18 protein-coding genes are annotated in these 16872 nt (G+C 61.2%); 13 read left to right on the top strand and 5 right to left on the bottom strand.

Annotated elements, in window-relative coordinates; all coding sequences use genetic code 11:
* The first annotated feature begins 57 nt into the window (after window positions 1–57).
* From ACLRGI_RS00845 to ACLRGI_RS00830, 4 genes are all read left to right on the top strand, one after another.
* The gene (locus ACLRGI_RS00845; RefSeq protein ID WP_419199843.1) at window positions 58–606 is read left to right on the top strand and encodes a CGNR zinc finger domain-containing protein; all 549 of its coding nucleotides are present in this window, start codon (window positions 58–60) and stop codon (window positions 604–606) included.
* Window positions 607–921: 315 nt separating this feature from the next.
* Complete coding sequence (locus tag ACLRGI_RS00840) at window positions 922–3666, top strand: DUF7927 domain-containing protein (RefSeq protein ID WP_419199842.1); 2745 nt, start codon at window positions 922–924, stop codon at window positions 3664–3666.
* An 89-nt stretch (window positions 3667–3755) separates the two neighbouring features.
* On the top strand, window positions 3756–5054 hold the full coding sequence (locus ACLRGI_RS00835; RefSeq protein ID WP_419199841.1) for a SpaH/EbpB family LPXTG-anchored major pilin: 1299 nt from the start codon (window positions 3756–3758) through the stop codon (window positions 5052–5054).
* A 107-nt stretch (window positions 5055–5161) separates the two neighbouring features.
* On the top strand, window positions 5162–6118 hold the full coding sequence (locus ACLRGI_RS00830; protein WP_419199840.1) for a class C sortase: 957 nt from the start codon (window positions 5162–5164) through the stop codon (window positions 6116–6118).
* A gap of 80 nt (window positions 6119–6198) precedes the next feature.
* Here ACLRGI_RS00830 and ACLRGI_RS00825 read toward each other — a convergent pair whose 3' ends face one another.
* The 3 genes from ACLRGI_RS00825 to ACLRGI_RS00815 form a co-directional block, all read right to left on the bottom strand.
* Window positions 6199–6543: a hypothetical protein gene (locus tag ACLRGI_RS00825; protein ID WP_419199839.1), complete on the bottom strand. Its 345-nt coding sequence runs from the start codon at window positions 6541–6543 to the stop codon at window positions 6199–6201.
* Between the two features lie 67 nt (window positions 6544–6610).
* Complete coding sequence (locus ACLRGI_RS00820; RefSeq protein WP_419199838.1) at window positions 6611–7195, bottom strand: DUF308 domain-containing protein; 585 nt, start codon at window positions 7193–7195, stop codon at window positions 6611–6613.
* A 9-nt stretch (window positions 7196–7204) separates the two neighbouring features.
* Window positions 7205–8545 carry an MATE family efflux transporter gene (locus ACLRGI_RS00815; protein WP_419199837.1) on the bottom strand — a complete coding sequence of 447 codons (1341 nt, stop codon included), beginning with the start codon at window positions 8543–8545 and terminating at the stop codon, window positions 7205–7207.
* Between the two features lie 41 nt (window positions 8546–8586).
* Here ACLRGI_RS00815 and ACLRGI_RS00810 point away from each other — a divergent pair, with 41 nt between their 5' ends.
* The 5 genes from ACLRGI_RS00810 to ACLRGI_RS00790 all read left to right on the top strand — a co-directional run bounded on the left by ACLRGI_RS00810 (window position 8587) and on the right by ACLRGI_RS00790 (window position 11762).
* A complete protein-coding gene (locus ACLRGI_RS00810; RefSeq protein ID WP_419199836.1) occupies window positions 8587–9174 on the top strand; it encodes an antibiotic biosynthesis monooxygenase in 588 nt (195 codons plus the stop codon).
* 68 nt (window positions 9175–9242) lie between these two features.
* Window positions 9243–9677, top strand: a complete 435-nt coding sequence (locus ACLRGI_RS00805) for a DoxX family protein (protein ID WP_419199835.1) — start codon at window positions 9243–9245, stop codon at window positions 9675–9677.
* Between the two features lie 169 nt (window positions 9678–9846).
* Complete coding sequence (locus tag ACLRGI_RS00800) at window positions 9847–10179, top strand: PEP-utilizing enzyme (RefSeq protein ID WP_419199834.1); 333 nt, start codon at window positions 9847–9849, stop codon at window positions 10177–10179.
* Complete coding sequence (locus ACLRGI_RS00795) at window positions 10176–10739, top strand: hypothetical protein (protein ID WP_419199833.1); 564 nt, start codon at window positions 10176–10178, stop codon at window positions 10737–10739. The genes ACLRGI_RS00800 and ACLRGI_RS00795 overlap by 4 nt, the downstream gene beginning before the upstream one ends.
* Window positions 10740–10787: 48 nt before the next feature.
* Complete coding sequence (locus tag ACLRGI_RS00790) at window positions 10788–11762, top strand: acyl-CoA thioesterase (protein WP_419199832.1); 975 nt, start codon at window positions 10788–10790, stop codon at window positions 11760–11762.
* A gap of 30 nt (window positions 11763–11792) precedes the next feature.
* Here ACLRGI_RS00790 and ACLRGI_RS00785 read toward each other — a convergent pair whose 3' ends face one another.
* Window positions 11793–12530, bottom strand: a complete 738-nt coding sequence (locus ACLRGI_RS00785; protein ID WP_419199831.1) for a VOC family protein — start codon at window positions 12528–12530, stop codon at window positions 11793–11795.
* A 214-nt stretch (window positions 12531–12744) separates the two neighbouring features.
* On the opposite strand from ACLRGI_RS00785, the gene ACLRGI_RS00780 reads away from it, so the two are divergent.
* Window positions 12745–13125 carry a DUF1304 family protein gene (locus ACLRGI_RS00780; protein WP_419199830.1) on the top strand — a complete coding sequence of 127 codons (381 nt, stop codon included), beginning with the start codon at window positions 12745–12747 and terminating at the stop codon, window positions 13123–13125.
* 92 nt (window positions 13126–13217) lie between these two features.
* Window positions 13218–13775 carry a P-loop nucleotide/nucleoside kinase family protein gene (locus ACLRGI_RS00775; RefSeq protein WP_419199829.1) on the top strand — a complete coding sequence of 186 codons (558 nt, stop codon included), beginning with the start codon at window positions 13218–13220 and terminating at the stop codon, window positions 13773–13775.
* 26 nt (window positions 13776–13801) lie between these two features.
* Here the strand turns inward: ACLRGI_RS00775 and dnaB are convergent, their stop codons facing one another.
* The gene (dnaB, locus tag ACLRGI_RS00770; RefSeq protein WP_017197290.1) at window positions 13802–15190 is read right to left on the bottom strand and encodes a replicative DNA helicase; all 1389 of its coding nucleotides are present in this window, start codon (window positions 15188–15190) and stop codon (window positions 13802–13804) included.
* A gap of 592 nt (window positions 15191–15782) precedes the next feature.
* On the opposite strand from dnaB, the gene ACLRGI_RS00765 reads away from it, so the two are divergent.
* On the top strand, window positions 15783–16256 hold the full coding sequence (locus ACLRGI_RS00765; RefSeq protein WP_419199934.1) for a hypothetical protein: 474 nt from the start codon (window positions 15783–15785) through the stop codon (window positions 16254–16256).
* A 7-nt stretch (window positions 16257–16263) separates the two neighbouring features.
* On the top strand, window positions 16264–16839 hold the full coding sequence (locus ACLRGI_RS00760; protein WP_419199828.1) for a hypothetical protein: 576 nt from the start codon (window positions 16264–16266) through the stop codon (window positions 16837–16839).
* Window positions 16840–16872: the final 33 nt, after the last annotated feature.

Genomic DNA, 16872 nt, shown 5'->3' with positions numbered 1-16872 from the left:
AGGAGTAAAGTGGGCTTATGGTCATGACAGTACTCCCGAAACATGTAAGGAGTCAAAGTGCTTTTTGCGCCTGACACCGAGGTTGCCCTTCGTAGCGTCGTCAATCTGATCAACACGGCCGCCAACGGCGGGGAATCATTGGTCACCATGGAGGACCTCGACTCGTTCCTGGACGCCGAAGAGTTCACGGGCTCAAGGGTCAATTCACCCGCGGAGTTGAACAGCATCAAGCGCCTCCGCAGCGAACTGGCAGCGCTGTGGAGCGCCGACGAGGACACGGCGGCCAAGTCCGTCAACAAGCTGCTCGCCGACGCCAAAGCACTGCCCCAACTGGTGAAACATGACCACTGGGACTGGCACCTCCACGCCACCACCCCGGAAGCACCACTGGCAGACCGGATGGGCACCGAAGCCGCCATGGCCATCATCGACGTCATCCGAAGCAAGGAAATGGACCGCATGCGTGTGTGTGCAGCGGACGACTGCGACGCCGTCGTGCTGGACCTCAGCCGCAACCGCTCCAAGCTGTACTGCGATACAGGCAACTGCGCCAACCGCGCTCACGTCGCTGCATATCGGGCCAGGAAGGCCGCAGAGGGCGAGTAATTTACGCCAAGTCGTTGACATCTATGGCTACCACTACGACGTCGTCACGCCCCATGGCGGATTGATCATGGGCGGCTGCTTCATCATTACCTTCCTTCCGGTTAACGCCTCGTTCCCCCTCCGCCGGAGAACCAAACTAACTCCTGACTCCGCACGCCTTCTTGCAAGGCCCCTCCTTTCCCACACATATATGTGACTAGGCTCACATTTACTTTCGCATCACGATTCCCGCGCAGCCCGTACCTATCCCTCAGAAAGAAAATCAGGCAGCTCCCATAAGGGCTGCTTGGCCAGCGCGTCAGGGATAGGAACTCCATGCGGAAGCAGTTCGAGCACACACGTGCCCAGGTTCGGGGCAGGTTAGGTGAAGGCAGAGGTAACTCCCTGCTCGCGCTCTTCGCATGCGTGCTGCTTGTGGTGGTGGGAATGACGGCATACGGAGTAGTGGGCAACCCCACCCCTGTGGCCGCCTTGCCAGGCTCTCCCGGGGTCACCCAGCCCGGCAGCCTGGTCTACACCGAAGACTTCTCTGCTGCGAGCGCCGCTACGGCTCCGATCCCGCTCGGCTCGTACACAGGCGCAGCTGCTGCCAGGAATGAGCAATACACTGCCGACCCTGCATGGCTTCCGGGTGCGCAGGCTTGCAATGGCTGGATTATGCGTGAAGGCACCCCGCTTCCCACCAATGGCGGCCTCCTCAACATCCTGACCAACGATCAGTGTGGGCGAAACACGGCGTTTACCGAGCTGGGGAAGATGGCCCACGCAATGGGCCTCTACCAAGGAATGACCGCGGCGCAAGCATCACAAAACCAGATTCTCAGCGAGTACACCAACAGCACCACCGGCCTTCAGCTCGCCGGGCGCCAGCTTCAAACCACCAAGAACACCATCCCCACCATCGCAGGACATTACTACGCGGTCTCCGGCATCTTCGGAGCCACGAGCTGCTTCTCAAACCACGCGAGCCAAGAGTTCTCCATCCTCGTCAATGGTGTCGTCACGGTTGTGGGCTCAAATCTTGATCCGTGCACCGACCCCAGCAGGCAGACCATCACGTACCAGAACAGCAGCTTTAGCGTGGCCAAGCTCCAGTCAGGAGCCATACAAGTTCCCCTCACTGGAACCACGCCTACGCTTGGCATCAGGGTCCGGAACCTGACGGCCAACGGCAACGGCAACGATGTTGGTTTTGACCTTCCCCAACTGGTCGATGTCACGCCTCAACTGGACAAGGCCTTCAGCCCGAGCAGCATCTTCCAGGGCCAAACCACCACCTTGACCTACACGGTGACGAATACCTCCGACTTGATGGCAAAGAACGGTTGGCGCTTCGTCGATACCCTCCCTACAGGCCTGACGGCCAGCGGCCCCCTCGGCGGCACCTGTGTAAGAACTGCGGGCACTGTCTCATCCGGCCGGACCATTGATGTCACGGGCAACCTGGCGCAGGGCAGCGCCTCCTGCACCATCACCGTGAGTGTAACCAGCAACGTCCCCGGCGTTTACAACAACTCCGGCTGTGTGGCCAACGACGGCTCAGCCATTCCGAACTGCACCAACAACTTCCCCACCATCACCGGCCTGTACCCTCCGGGCACGGCTCCTTTGACTGTTCGCCCCGTGGTGGATCTGTCCATCACCAAGACAGACAATTTGGACGCTTACATCCCGGGCCAGCCCATCACCTACACGGTAGTTGTCCACAACAACGGACCCAGTGATGCCATCAATGCAACCTTCACGGATCCCCTGCCCGCTTCCGTCACAGGCGCTACATGGACCTGTGCTGTAACGGCTGCAGGAACGTCCAACCTGCCGCCGGCCGGACCTACGGCCTGCAACGCTCCCAGCGGCACGGGCAGCGTCTCCGGAACAGTGAGGATCAACACCGGCGGAACCTTGACGTACACCATCAAGGGCACAGTGGCGCCGGGTACCACCGGAACAATCACCAATAAGGCCACCATTGTTCCGGCTGCACAAAGCTCCGTTCCCAACATGCCAGGCGGCGGCCCCAACCCCGTGGCAGGATCTACTACGCTGGTTCCCACTGTTGACCCCGCCTGCCCACCGGCACCAGGCGCGGGATGTTCGGCAACGGTAACCACCCCGGTGGACCCCCAATGGACCATCGCCAAGACCGCCACAGTTGGCGGCGCTTCCTCCAGCGGTCAAACGGTCAAACCCGGAGACACGATCACTTACACCGTGACCGCCACGAGCAACCGCGGCGACATCACCAACGTTGTCCTCACCGACAAACTCGCAGATGTCCTGGACCAGGCCACGTTTGTTCCAGGATCCGCAGTACTGACCATCGGCAGTTCAGCTCCCATAGCCGTGGCCAATCCCGTGGCCCCGTCGACCACGCTGACCACCCAACCCTTCACGCTTCCGGCAGGTCAGACTGCCACCCTCAGCTACAAGGTCATCGTCAAGCAGGGTGCCTGGAGCGCCCAACTGGTCAACATCGCCACAGGAGCCGGTAGCGTCACGCCCCTCCGCTGCGCTACAGGTACCAGCCCGCTGGCACCGGAGTGCTCCACCACCCACCTGACGCCTGCGAAGATCCTGATCGAAAAGCTCGGCGAGTCGTCCGACGATATCTGGGTGCCCATGGCGGGCTCTACTTGGGCTATCCACAATGACGCAGCCGGAGCACCGGGCGCAGTCAATACCAGCTACACCGTGGTTCCCATTGCCTCCCAAACCGGACAGTTCCAGCTCGAAGGCATTGCACCCGGCGTGTACTGGCTCGAAGAGAGCACAGCGCCGGACGGCTTCAACCTCCTGGCCGAAGCTGTGCAGTTCACCGTAGCTCCCAACGGTGCCGTAACGCTGGGCCAAGGAAGCGGCGCCGGAGTGGTAACTACAAGCGACGCCGACGGCAACGGCATCTTCCTGATGACAGTTCGCGACGTGCCCGCGCTACAGATGCCAGAATCAGGCGGCATCGGATGGTGGCCGTTTACAGCCGCCGGAGCGGCACTGCTGCTCACCGCCGTCGTCCTCGCATCCAGCAACGCCCGCCGTACCCGAAACCGGCCACAAGCCTAATTCCCCGGCCTGCAGCAAAAGCGGCAGGCCTCACCACCCAAAAATGTTCGCTCCTGAGCATCGCACCATCACTATGAAAGAGGATAGAAGTGAGTAGTCAAACCTCCCGGCGTCTCTGGAAGACCGCCGCCACCACGATTGCCGGAGCGGTGCTGGCGATGTCCTTCTCCGCTGCCCCGGCTTCGGCCGCCCCGTTGGTCGACGGGGACCAGATCGGTTCCATCACCGTTCACAAGTTCGAACGCCCGGACACCCCCACGGGCCTGCCCAACAACGGCACTGCTGTTGACACTGCAGGCTTGACGCCGTTGGCGGGCATTGAGTTCACCATCCAGCAGGTCAACGCCATTGACCTGGCAACGAATGCCGGTTGGGACGCAGCGAATAACCTGAGCAACGTCTTCTCACCCGCCAATCCTGAAGGCTCCATCACGGGCGCTGGATTCACCCTGGGCGCCGGGCAGGCACAGGTCACCGACGCCGCAGGCACCGCAGCCTTCGGAAACCTCCCCGTTGGCCTGTACCTGGTAACTGAAACGAACTACCCCTCGGGCGTAACCCCGGCGGCCCCGTTCCTGGTTTCCGTGCCGTTGACTGACCCGGATAACAACGACAACTGGATCTACAACGTCCACGTGTACCCCAAGAACTCCATCACGGGGGCCGAGAAGACCGTCACCGACGCACCGGACATCAAGCTCGGCGACCAGATCGACTTCACCCCCGCTGGCCTCGCAGTGCTGGCGGCCAACAACGACACCAGCGTGCAGGTTGTTGTAAACACAACCGTCAACACCATCGGCGAGATCGAAAACGAGGCACTGGTTTACCCGAACCTGGGCAGCTTCACCACCCTTCCCGGCGAGCCGGGCGGCCCGACCGTCACTCCCCCGGTTGTCACCAAGTGGGGCGAAATGACCCTCCTGAAGACCAACGAAAATGGCGCAGCCCTTGCCGGTGCTTCCTTCTCGGTTTACGCAAACCAGGCTGATGCACAGGCCGGAACAAACCCGATCGTGCTGAACGGCCAGAGCACCTTCACCGTGGCTGCTGACGGCACCCTGACTATTTCGGGTCTGCGTTACTCCGATTGGGCCAACGGCGCTGCAGTACTGCCCGGCTCGGCCGACTACCGCACGTACTACCTCGTGGAAACCACCGCACCGGAAGGCTACGAGCTGCTCGCGGAGCCGATCTCCTTCCTGATCAACTCGGCCAGCACCACCGTGGGCCTTGACCTCACCGTCAAGAACATCCCGTCCAACGGCGGCTTCGAGCTGCCGCTGACCGGTGGCGTGGGAACCGGCCTGCTCTACGCAGCCGGCGCACTCCTGGTAGCTGGAGCCGGACTCCTGTTCGTCCGTTCACGTCGCAGCACCAACAGCTAGTCACTGCGGATCTGTTGAGGTCCACAGCATGAACACCAGAGTGGGGAAGAACGCCTAACACGCGCTCTTCCCCGCTTTGCTTCCCAGGAACAGACCCCAGGATTCTGATGACACAGCCACCATCTTCCCAACGTCACGCCAAACAACATCTGCGCAGCCGGTTGCGGGACGCGTGGAGCATTCAGCGTATCCTCATCGTCGTGGTCGCCATCCTGGGCGTCGGAGTGATGCTTTATCCCACCGCCGCTGCCTGGTTCTCCGACCGCGTCCACGCAACGGAGATCAGCGGCTACGTAGACACCGTTGAAAGTCTCTCCCCGTCAGCGCAAAAGGCCCTCTTGGATGAGGCACGGCAGTTCAACAAAGACCTGCCGTCTGGTCCGCTCCGTGACCCGTATGCGTTGAACGGCAAAGGCGAGCAAACCGTCGTTGGAGCCGGGTCTGAAGCCTACAAAAAGACTCTCGACGTCGGTCCCGGCGGAATGATGGGACGCCTCAGCATCCCGTCGATCCGTTCGGATTTGCCCATCTTTCATGGCACTGATGAGGAAACCCTCTCCAAGGGCGCCGGGCACCTGTTCGGCTCCGGCCTGCCAGTGGGCGGCACCGGCACCCACAGCGTCATCACGGCGCACTCCGGCTTCGTCAGCGCCACACTCTTCGACGATTTGGACCAGGTACGCCAAGGCGATGTCTTCTCCGTAACAGTGCTTGGGGAGTCGTTCTATTATAAAGTGGACCAAATCAAAACCGTGCTTCCCGAGGACACACGGGATCTCCGCAAAGTCCAGGACAAGGACTACATCACGCTGGTGACCTGCACCCCAACCGGCGTCAACAGTCACCGGCTTCTGGTGCGCGGCGAGCGCATAGATCCCCCAGCCGCCGACTCAGCACAAACACTGCCAAGCCAAGCACTGGAACCCGGCTTCCCTTGGTGGGCGTTGGCTCTCGTCGGCACCGCAGTCCTCATGGTGGTGATCACCCGTTCTCGCAAGACCCGCCCCGAGCCGACGATGCCTGCCCCTGAAGTCGACGACCTGGCCGACTCCCTGCTCGACTAAGCGGCGCTCTCCGGCGGGGCCACCCGGATGCCGGACCACGAAAAAGCGCTCCCCCACCGAGGTGAGGAAGCGCTGGAAGGTTAGCGGCCGTCGTCGGACGTTTCAGGCCCGTCATCCGGAATTCCCGGACCCCCATGACCGGGACGCTTTGAGCTGAGGTTGACGCCGGAGCCCTTACCGAGGTGATCGGCGTTCTCCTTGTGGCTCATGGACAGCATGGCAGCCACCACGAGGCTCACAATGAAAGCGATGCCGGCGCCTGTGAAGGCGAGGTCGAAACGCGGGGCACGTGCAGTGCCACCGGAAGCGAAGATCAGCACGGCGATGAAAGCCAGTACCGCAAAGAACGCGGAGAACATGAGGGGTCCCTTGACCGAGGTCCGCATCCTGCGCGGTTCTCCTGGTGTCTGGTCTGCCACGGTCATTCCTCCAATGATGGCGGTTAGTGTCCGCCGGTCAGCAAAATTCTACAACGAGTAGAACGTCCAGCTACTAGTTTACGGCCTCGGGCGAAGCGCCGTGAGCAGCGGCCGGGGAAGGGCCGCCGGCGTTGGTCCTGACGTCATGCCGCAATGTCAGTCCGGAGAGAATCCACAACACCCCGGAAATGATGGCCCCGCCACCGGCCACGCCTAAGAGCGCGTGCGCTCCCAGCGAGGTGAAGAACGGCAGCATCACGGCAGTGCCCACAGCAATGACGCCCGAAACAAGCCAGTCGCGAGCCAACACATCCCGCTTCCGGAGGCCATTAACCAACTCAAGGAGTCCCAGTATCAGCAGTGCAAACATGGCCGACAGCGCAACGCCGGCGTCAGACTGGGTGACTAAAGCACCGATGCCTCCCAGCGCAACAACCACCGGAACCGCCACCGGCAAAGAGCGGGACCTCCAAACAGCCCCTGCAGTCGCGAGCAGATACAGCCCCATGGCCCACGCCAGGACGTGCACCGACGGCGAAGTCCAGAAGATAGTGACCGCGCCGAACAGCAGCGCAACCGTGGCACGGATCAGCACGGGTTTCCAGAGTCCGGCCGCGGAGGCAGAAGGAGTCTGGGCAGGAGTCGCTGGGAGAGTCACCCGTCCAGTTTAGTGCGAACCCAGCACCATCCACCGATTCGTCCGTGCGCGCAGCCCCAAAGTCACGCCTCGGGCAAGCATGTAGCCCAGCGCAAACGCAATCCATAACCAGAAGAGCCCCGCCTCGCCGTCGGGTTTTGTTTGATTGATTGCCACCAGCAACGGCAAATAGACCACGAGGTTTACGACGCCGGCAATCGCCAGGTAGCGTGCGTCACCGGCGCCGATGAGCACGCCGTCCAGGACGAAGACATAGCCGGCAAGCGGCTGCCCCACTGCGAGGACCCAGAGGGCTATGGTCAGGGCTGATTGGACCCCGGCATCGGAGGTGAAGAGGTAGCCGGCCCACGGCGCCGCGATAGCCAAGAGCACGCCGGTGATCACACCGAACCCAAGACCCCAGCGGATCATGGTGCGGGTCAATTCACGGGCGCGTTGAGCGTTCCGAGCACCGAGTTCCTTGCCGATCAGGGCTTGTGCGGCGATCGCCAGCGCGTCCAGGGCAAAGGCCAGGAAGGAGAAGATGGTCATGGCCAACTGGTGCGCGGCCAGGTTCACGGCACCCTGCGCGGTGACAACCAGAACAGTCGCGAGGATGGCGACGCGGAGGCTGAGCGTACGCAGCATGAGCCACGAACCCACCCTGGTCATGGCGCGGATGCCGTGCCAGTCGGGCTTCAAGGACACCCCGTGTTGCCGCGCATTCCGGCTTACCATCACCAGGTACACGGCAGCCATGCCCCACTGCGCGATGCTTGTACCGATGGCCGAACCCGTCACCGACATGTTCAACCCGTAGACGAAGAAAAGATTGAGGGCGATGTTCAGCGCGAAGCCCGCGGTTGCCACCACGAGCGGCGTCCGGGTGTCCTGAAGCCCACGAAGGACGCCCGTACCGGCGAAGATGAGGAGCATCGCGGCCAGGCCAGGCATGGACCACCGCAGATAATCGACGGCGAATTGCTGCACGTTTCCGGTCGCCCCCATGAAGCCAACCAAAGGTTCGGCCGCTACGAAACCGACTACAGCGAGCGCCAACCCGAGCAGCAGGGCTAGCCAGACGCCGTCGCGCCCCGCTGCCAAAGCCTTCCCCAACTTACCGTCACCGATCGCTCGGGCGACTGCCGGCGTCGTCGAATAAGCCAGGAAGACCATGAGCCCTACGGCGGTGTGCAGGATGGTGGAGGCAAGCCCCACACCGGCGAGCTGGTCCACGCCCAAGTGCCCCACAATGGCGGAGTCAGCCAGCAGAAACAACGGCTCGGCGATGAGCGCGCCAAAGGCCGGGACGGCCAGGCGCAGGATCTCGCGGGCGTTGGAGCGGGCGGGGGCAGCTGTGGTTTGAGGCACTAAACAAGCCTAGTCCGCTGTGGGCCGGGTACATTTGGGCCGTGTCACATGAGCATCCCGTCACCGTTTCCGTAGCCCGAACCATCCTTCCGGGCTATACCCGCCAAGCCAATGCCTGGGCCCATGCCGGCCAGGAACTCGCCCGGGAATGGCCCGGATATTTGGGGTCTGGATGGGTGCGTAATGGTGTGGATTCCACGGAATGGCACATGCTGTATCGCTTCGCCGACGCCGATTCGCTGCAGGAGTGGGAGGACTCCGAGGAACGACGATGGTGGATCGATAGCGCCAGGGACATGATGGAGACCACCCGGGTGGAACGGCACACCGGGATCGAAGGATGGTTCTCGCGGCCCGGAGACGTCTCGGTGGTTGTGCCCGAAACAGTGGTGCCCCCGCGCTGGAAACAGGCCATCAGCATCTTCCTGCCGTTCTTCCCGCTTAGCCTGTTGGCGAATTTCCTGCTGCACCCATTGACCCAGGACTGGCCGCTGGTGCTCTCCGTGCTCCTCAACATCGTGATCCTGACGCCACTAATGACCTACATCTTCTTGCCGATCACTACGCGGCTGCTGCAGCCTTGGCTCCAGGCGAAGCCCCGCAGCAAGCGCCGGATGCAGCGCCGGTAGCTGGGACTTTGGTCATAAGAAGCCACAATTAGTTGACACTTCAAGTTTCGTCCTGAATGGTTGAAGCTATGAACAAATCCAGCTTGACCACCACAGCCCTGACCATCCTGCGCGTTATTGCGGGATTCCTCTTCGCCGCGCACGGTTGGCAGAAGTTCAACGAATTCACCATCGCAGGAACGCAAGCTTCCTTCACCCAGATGGGCGTCCCCGGCGCTTCAGCAGTAGCGCCCATCGTTGCGACCCTTGAGCTCGTGGGTGGCATCGCCTTGATCATCGGCCTCCTGACGCGAGTCTTCGCAGCCCTCTTGGCCCTCAACATGCTCGGCGCACTCTTCCTGGTGCATGCGCCGGCCGGCATTTTTGTCGGCAACGGCGGATACGAGCTTGTACTGCTCTTCGCAGGCGCAGCCTTGGCCCTGGCGCTGGCCGGGGCAGGAAAAATTTCCGCCGACGCCGCATTGTTCGGCCGCTCAGGGTCCAAGCTCAGCGTTCTGGCATAACGTCTCCCCACCCCGACGCTCTCTCAGATAACACCCCCTTCAACCGGACGCTCTTTCACTTTCTTCGGGAAAGTGAGAGAGCATCCGGCTTTAAGGGGTGGGGATGTGAAAAAGCGTTCGAGGGTGTGGACATGCGGCGGCGAGCGCTTTCTGTAGTACAAATAGCCTGATGACGACCATCCTCACCGGCGTCGGCGCCAGCACTGGTACAGCCAATGGCAATGCCAGGCTCATCCACGGCCCCGACGAATTCACACGATTCCAATCCGGCGATGTTTTGGTCTGCCGCACCACCGATCCCGCGTGGACGCCTCTCTTCGGAATGGCTTCCGCTGTGGTCACCGAGACCGGCGGAATGCTGTCGCACGCCGCGATTGTCGCCCGGGAGTTCGGCGTCCCTGCCGTGCTGGGTGTCCGCAATGCGCTGGCCCTTCTCGCCGACGGAAAACCCGTGCCCATTAACGGCTCCCAGGGAACCGTCACGCTGATGGACACCGAATGACTCGGCTCGCCTTGCATGCGGTCCGCCTCCTGGGTTTCGCTGATACCCAAGCGGTTGCGGCGCGCTTCTCGCAGGACCCCGGTTTGGTGGAGTCCCAGCTCATCGACGCCGGCGTGAACGGCTTTGTTTCACACAGCACCTTCGCGGGGACCAGCGGGTGGTCGCTGTCGAGTCTTGGCAGAACTGAAAACGAGCGGCTGCTGGCCGAGGAACTGGACCAAACCGGCGCGCGAGAGGCTGTGGTGGCTGTGCACGAGAATTTCGCAGACATCAACACCGGTGTCGTGGGTGCCTGCAGTGCCATCCAGCTGAACTCCCCGTCCAGTGAAGATGCCATGGATGTCCTGATAGGCTCCCTGGCGTCCTGGCGTCCACTCGAACAACAGCTGAGCGGTTTGCTGCCTCGCTTCGAGGGCTATTCCGAGCGCCTGTTGGGGGCACTCAAGCACGCTGCCCAGGACACGGCCTGGCTCACAGCCATGGACAGGGATTCTTTCCACCGGGCCTGGTTCGAACTCCATGAGGACCTGATCGCGACCCTCGGCATCCAGCGCGGGTAATCAGTCTTAGTCACGTAACAGAAACCTGTCGACAGTAAACTTCGAGACATGAGCGAAGATGCCGCCAATTCAGTGACCCTCCGCTTCTTGGCGGCCCCCATGGACATCGGACACAGCGGGTCAGTCGACGCCGGTACGGTCCTTGAGTGGGTGGACAAAGCAGCGTACGCCGCAGCAGTTGGCTGGTCGAAGTCGTACTGTGTCACGGCCTACGTGGGCAACATCCACTTCACGGACCCCGTTAACAGCGGCGACATGGTGGAGGTAACGTCCACCATCGTCTACACCGGCCGTTCCTCCATGCACATCCACACCGTGGTCAGCTCGCGTGATCCCAAGGGCGGGCCGGAGACGATGCACAGCCAGTGCATGGTGATCTTCGTCGCCGTTGGATCCGATGGCAAGCCGATTCCCGTCCCCCAGTTCGAGCCGCGCACGCCCCACGAGATCGAACAGCGCGACCACGCGCTGGCACGCATTGAGGTCCGCGAGCAGATCGTGAACGCGATGAACGCCCAGGAATATACCGACGCCGGAACGGCCGAGCGCGTCGTCCTGCGGTTCATGGCGTCCCCCACTGATGTGAACTGGGGCGGCAAGGTCCACGGTGGCATAGTGATGAAGTGGATCGACGAGGCCGCGTACGTTTGTGCCTCCCGATACTGCGGCAAAGACACAGTGGCAGTATTCTCCGGCGGCGTCCGCTTCTACCGGCCCCTGCTGATCGGGCACGTCGTCGAGGTGGAGGCACGTCTCGTCTACACCGGCGCCAAGGGCATGCATATCGCAGTCCACGTACGCTCCGGCGATCCCAAAACCCGCGAAATGAACCTGACCACGTATTGCCTCACGGTGATGGTTGCGCGTGATGAAACCGGTACTGCTGTACCGATCCCCGAATGGGTTCCGGTGTCAGGCGAGGATAAGAAATTGCACGCACACGCCCGCGAACTCCTGGAAATCCGCGGCCGGGCCCCGGGGAACCGGCTCCCGGACCATCTTCTGAAGGCGTCGGGCAGCTAAGCGGCCTGGCACTGCCGCATTTGTGGGTTGTCAGCCTGCCCTCAGCACGCAGAACTCGTTGCCTTCCGGGTCGGACAGGCACCGCCAAGACACATCGCCTTGGCCCGCATCGGCGTCAGCAGCGCCCAGCGCATGCAGCCGGGCAACTTCAGCCGCTTGATCGTCCCCGGGGTACGGCATCAGGTCGAGATGGATACGATTCTGAAGTGCATCGGGGTCTGGCGTGCGAAGCAACTCCAAATATGGCCCGACCCCCGCTGACGAACGCAGCCTCGCATGATCGTCGTTCACGTCGTGAAGTGTCCAGTCCATTGCCTCGCTCCAGAAGTCGGCCATGGCACGCGGATCGGTGCAGTTGACTACCACCGTGGCGATGGGGCCGGTGTCCATATAGATGGGACGGGGTTCCAGAACACAGAACAGATTGCCCTCGGGATCTGCCAGTACGGTCCACGGCACATCTCCCTGGCCTATGTCGGCCGGCGTCGCACCGAGCTCCTTGAGCCGCGCAACCAGCTCCGCTTGATGAGCGGCGGACGAGGTGGCGAGATCGAGATGCGCGCGGTATTTCACCGTCTCCGGATCCGGAACTGTCACAACATCCACGCAAACTGCTGAGGCGTCCGGCCAAGTGAAACCCAGGGGTTCAACATTGGTCACCCCAGGTCCTTCACTGGAGACACCCCAACCGAGTGCTTCAGCCCAAAATTGCCCCAGAGCAGAGTCATCCCGGGCCTTGAAATTCACCTGAACCAGTCGCAACGCCATGACGCCTTACCCTATACCCCTGCCTCGCTCAGGCAGCACCGTCGCTCCCCCGCTGCTACGTCGTTGCCCAACAACGGAACAGCGGGCAAGCAACGCAATCGAGATGCCAGCGACTTCCAGGGCTGCCAGAACCTCTTGATGGGAGTTGCGTCCGCGGCGTATTCTCCACGAACAGGCAGTTGGGTGTCCTGGCTTCCATCTGGAGGGCGCGCTCATGAATCTACTGAGTCAGGTTTTCGCTGGTGCTACAGCTCTGGCACTGATCAGCGTCGGCTTGATGGAGATCTTCCGGCACGGTGATCAGCGGCTGCACCGGATTTTCCTGATCGAACCCGAAAATGTTCGTGCCGTCCGCATGTGGGCAATGAACGTTGGCGCCTACAACGTGGCCTTCGGTGTGGGCATGGCCGTGGGGTTGTGGATGGTGAACTCCGGCAACCCGGCCGGCGGAGCAGCTATTGTCCTTTTCTGTTGTGCGAGCCACGTGTTTTTAGGATTTTGGCTGTGGGTCACTGAAAAACGCTTGCTCCTGAGCGCGGTCGGGCAAGCACTCTTCCCCGGCTTGGCAGTGATCTTCTATCTATTGTTCGGTTGAACCAGCTCAGCGGAACCGAACGCCCAGCCCTCGCGTTGGCCTAGAGTGTCAGGCATGCCTACCACCACCTGCTTCAAGCACCAGGACACTCGATGGCTGACTTGATCCTGTTGAATGGCCCGTCCGGTATCGGGAAATCGACGCTCGCCAGAATTTACGCAAAAAACCATCCCGGCGTGCTCAACCTTGATGTCGATCAGGTGCGTTGTCTGATCGGAGGTTGGGAGGAGGATTTCCAAGCCGCCGGGAACCTGGTGCGTCCGATTGCGCTCAGCATGGCCACCACGCATCTGACGGCCGGGCACACAGTGATCATGCCGCAGTATCTCGATGCCGGCGATGAGGTCCTGCTGTTCCGGAGTACTGCGGAACAGGCAGGCGCTGGTTTCAGGGAAATCGTTCTGATGGACAGCCGGGAGGCCTCCGTTGAAAGGTTCTATTCACGTAATGACAGCCAGGATCCCTGGCACGCCGGCGTTACCGCCATTGTGGAACAAAGCGGGGGTCCCCGCCTGTTGGAGTCGATGTACGAGGACCTCACCCTCGGTCTTGATGCCCGTCCAACGGCCACCAAGATTGCGAGCCGAAAAGGCCATATCGAAGAGACTTACAAGGACCTGATGGCAGCCTTGGCTCCGGCCGCACGGTAAAGCTACAAGAAGGCCTCCTGACGCGGCTAGAAGCCGCCGCCACCAGCACCCGTTTCGCCCGCCATGTTGGCAAAGCGTGAGTAGTGGCCTTGGAAGGCGACCACAATGTCCTTGGTGGGACCGTTACGGTGCTTGGCAATGAGAATGTCTGCCTCACCGGCGCGGGGCGATTCCTTGTCGTACACATCTTCACGGTGGAGGAGGATGACCATGTCGGCATCCTGCTCGATAGAGCCTGATTCACGGAGGTCGGACACCATGGGGCGCTTGTCCTGACGCTGTTCGGAACCACGGTTCAGCTGTGACAGCGCGATAACGGGAACCTGCAGCTCCTTGGCAAGGAGTTTGAGGGCACGGGAGAACTCGGAGACTTCCTGCTGCCGGGACTCCACCTTTTTACCGGAGCTCATGAGCTGGAGGTAGTCAAGGATCACGAGTTTGAGGTCGTGCTGCTGTTTCAGGCGGCGGCACTTGGCACGGATTTCCATGAGGGACATGTTGGGGCTGTCGTCAATGAACAGGGGAGCGTCGTTCATGCGGCCCATGGTGGTGGCGATCTTGGACCATTGCTCGTCCTTGATGGTGCCCTTGCGGAGATCCTGCAGGCCAATGGTTGCCTCTGCCGAGAGGAGACGCATGGCGATCTCGTTCCGGCCCATTTCCAAGGAGAACATGACAGTTGCCAGGTTGTTCTTGATAGCTGCGGAACGTGCAAAGTCCAATGCGAACGTGGACTTACCCACGGCAGGACGGGCGGCGATAACGATCATCTGGCCGGGGTGCAGCCCGTGCGTCAGTTCGTCGAGTTCGTAGAAGCCCGTGGGAACACCGGTCATGCCCTCGCCACGATGACCCGAAGCTTCGATCTCGTCCACAGTGGATTCCATGACGTCCTTCAACGCCACATAGTCCTCCGCAGTACGCTTCTCAGCCACCGCGTACACCTCTGCCTGGGCCTGGTTGACGAGGTCTTCCACTTCGCCGTCCTGGCCGTAGCCCATCTGGACGATCTTGGTGCCGGCATTGACCAGGCGGCGCAGCACTGCGCGTTCCGCAACGATCTCGGCATAGTAGCCGGCGTTGGCGGCGGTGGGGACAGTCTGGATGAGCTCGTGGAGGTAGGCGGGCCCGCCGATCCGGTTGATCTCACCACGCTTGGTCAGTTCATCAGAGACGGTGACAGCGTCGGCGGGTTCACCGCGGCCGTAGAGATCAATGATGGACTCATAGATGGTCTCGTGTGCGGGCCGGTAGAAGTCGTGCCCACGGACTATTTCCACGACGTCGGCGATGGCATCCTTGGACAGCATCATGCCGCCAAGCACTGACTGCTCCGCGGGAATGTCCTGGGGAGGTTTCCGGCTCGAGTCCGAAGCGCGTGAGCCCTCGATTGAGTCCAAGTGCGTAACTGACAAAGCCGTCCTCCATTTGTGTACCGCTGCAGAGATGTACTTCCCTGGCGGCCCGTAAAGCGCAGTGCGTGGCTATCGGGGCCGCCTGATGCATCTCACGATGGCATGCAGGTCCGACAGAATAGCCATATCCACAAGTTATCCACAGTCGATTCCTTGGACCCACCGTAAGCGATGACTTTTTGGGAGTCCCGGAAACCCAGCGCGGGATATTCATGCCCGAAATGGACACTTCAGACACGTTACAGCAGGTGCCTGACACCCCCTGTGGAAAACCTGTGGAATACAAGCTCCACGTTGTGCACAGACTGTGCGTTACCCTGTGGATAGAGAAATTCTTTTGGAAGAAAATAGCTCCTGACCTGGGGAAACGCTGTTCACAAGCTGTGGACTAAAGAAAGTTTTTGGGGATATTAATCCACAGATACCCCGCGTCGGAGGGGTCTCCAAGTAGAAGAAACCATGCTAAACATGCCGCAATTGTGATGCATCTTACAGAGGTGCCCTTAATTTGACAGAGCTCTATCAGAAGCCTATGCCGGAAGTGGAATGTGCTGTGGATAACCAAGTTCTGGCATAAGCTCTAGGCATGGGGATGAACTTTGGTGACGTACTGACGATTGTCCTTCCGCTTCTTGTCCTTGTGGGCCTGCTGTGGGCACTCATTGCGGCCTTCAAACCGCGCGATACCGGCCTTTCAGACGCCGAGAAGTATCAGCGTGAACTAGCGGCACGCTCCGCTGCGCATCAAGCGTCACAAGTAAAGGAAGCCCTGGCTCTCCGGGCGCGCATCGAGGCTACCACCAAGCCGAGCCAGAACGTGGCCAGCCAGAGGGAGCAGGCCGAGAACGCCAGGACTCCCCTACAGGCACAGACCGGGCGGCCTCATGCTGACGGCCAAACGGATCACCAACCCGCAGTACTTCCTAATGGCCAGCTCAATCCGCAACTCGCCTTCGAGCTGCAGAACCTGGTCCGCAGCGGGAAAAAGATCGAGGCCATCAAAGTCCTGCGCCAGGCCACCCATTCAGACTTGCTTACCGCCAAGAACTACGTAGATCGGCTCTGACAACGCCATGGATTCCATCCTTATCCCGCTCCTGATCCTCATCGTGGTCATTGCGGGGGTGCTCCTTCTTATTCGCTCGTTCACCAAGCGCTCGGCCGAAAGCAAAGCCAGCATCGCAGCGGCGAATGCCCCCAAGGATCCGGTGGAGCTGGCCAAAGAGTCCGCAGCCAAGCTCAACCAGGAACAGCATCGGCAGCTTTACTCGCTCATCGCCCAGGGCCAGGGCATGGCGGCCATCAAGCTTTACTTGCAGGCGACTGGAGAGGGCCTGCGGGCCTCGCGTAACGCCGTCGGGGCTCTGGCTGCGCACCCCCAGCCGTTCACGCCGGAGGCCCCGCCCAGAGACTTGCTCGCCGATGACGACGACGAGCCGGAACGTTTCCCTTACAGGTACAGGGCAATCGTCAGCAAGGGCGAGGTCACGCGCGAAGTGAGCAGCAACATGCTCAATGACGAGATCTACGGACGAATCCGGACTCTGGCAAAGAGCGGTGATGTTGAGGGCGCGGCACTTGCTTTGACGCGCCACTCAGACATCAACATCAAGCAGGCCCGCGAGTTCATTGAACTTCTGGACGACTAGACACGACTAGATGTATTGCCCACGGAGGTTGGT

This window comes from Paenarthrobacter sp. PPS72 (assembly GCF_048537125.1).
GTDB lineage: Bacteria > Actinomycetota > Actinomycetes > Actinomycetales > Micrococcaceae > Arthrobacter > Arthrobacter nitroguajacolicus_E.
The sequence above is the reverse complement of the archived record's forward strand: the minus strand, read 5'-3'. Positions and strand labels throughout refer to the sequence as shown.

What these genes read in the sequence shown, in the direction of transcription:
- ACLRGI_RS00840 (WP_419199842.1), top strand. Translation starts at nt 922, where the DNA reads ATGCGGAAGCAGTTCGAGCACACACGTGCCCAGGTTCGGGGCAGGTTA.
- ACLRGI_RS00830 (WP_419199840.1), top strand. Translation starts at nt 5,162, where the DNA reads ATGACACAGCCACCATCTTCCCAACGTCACGCCAAACAACATCTGCGC.
- ACLRGI_RS00825 (WP_419199839.1), bottom strand. Translation starts at nt 6,543, where the DNA reads ATGACCGTGGCAGACCAGACACCAGGAGAACCGCGCAGGATGCGGACC.
- ACLRGI_RS00805 (WP_419199835.1), top strand. Translation starts at nt 9,243, where the DNA reads ATGAACAAATCCAGCTTGACCACCACAGCCCTGACCATCCTGCGCGTT.
- ACLRGI_RS00800 (WP_419199834.1), top strand. Translation starts at nt 9,847, where the DNA reads ATGACGACCATCCTCACCGGCGTCGGCGCCAGCACTGGTACAGCCAAT.
- ACLRGI_RS00795 (WP_419199833.1), top strand. Translation starts at nt 10,176, where the DNA reads ATGACTCGGCTCGCCTTGCATGCGGTCCGCCTCCTGGGTTTCGCTGAT.
- ACLRGI_RS00790 (WP_419199832.1), top strand. Translation starts at nt 10,788, where the DNA reads ATGAGCGAAGATGCCGCCAATTCAGTGACCCTCCGCTTCTTGGCGGCC.
- ACLRGI_RS00785 (WP_419199831.1), bottom strand. Translation starts at nt 12,530, where the DNA reads ATGGCGTTGCGACTGGTTCAGGTGAATTTCAAGGCCCGGGATGACTCT.
- ACLRGI_RS00780 (WP_419199830.1), top strand. Translation starts at nt 12,745, where the DNA reads ATGAATCTACTGAGTCAGGTTTTCGCTGGTGCTACAGCTCTGGCACTG.
- ACLRGI_RS00775 (WP_419199829.1), top strand. Translation starts at nt 13,218, where the DNA reads ATGGCTGACTTGATCCTGTTGAATGGCCCGTCCGGTATCGGGAAATCG.
- ACLRGI_RS00765 (WP_419199934.1), top strand. Translation starts at nt 15,783, where the DNA reads ATGAACTTTGGTGACGTACTGACGATTGTCCTTCCGCTTCTTGTCCTT.
- ACLRGI_RS00760 (WP_419199828.1), top strand. Translation starts at nt 16,264, where the DNA reads ATGGATTCCATCCTTATCCCGCTCCTGATCCTCATCGTGGTCATTGCG.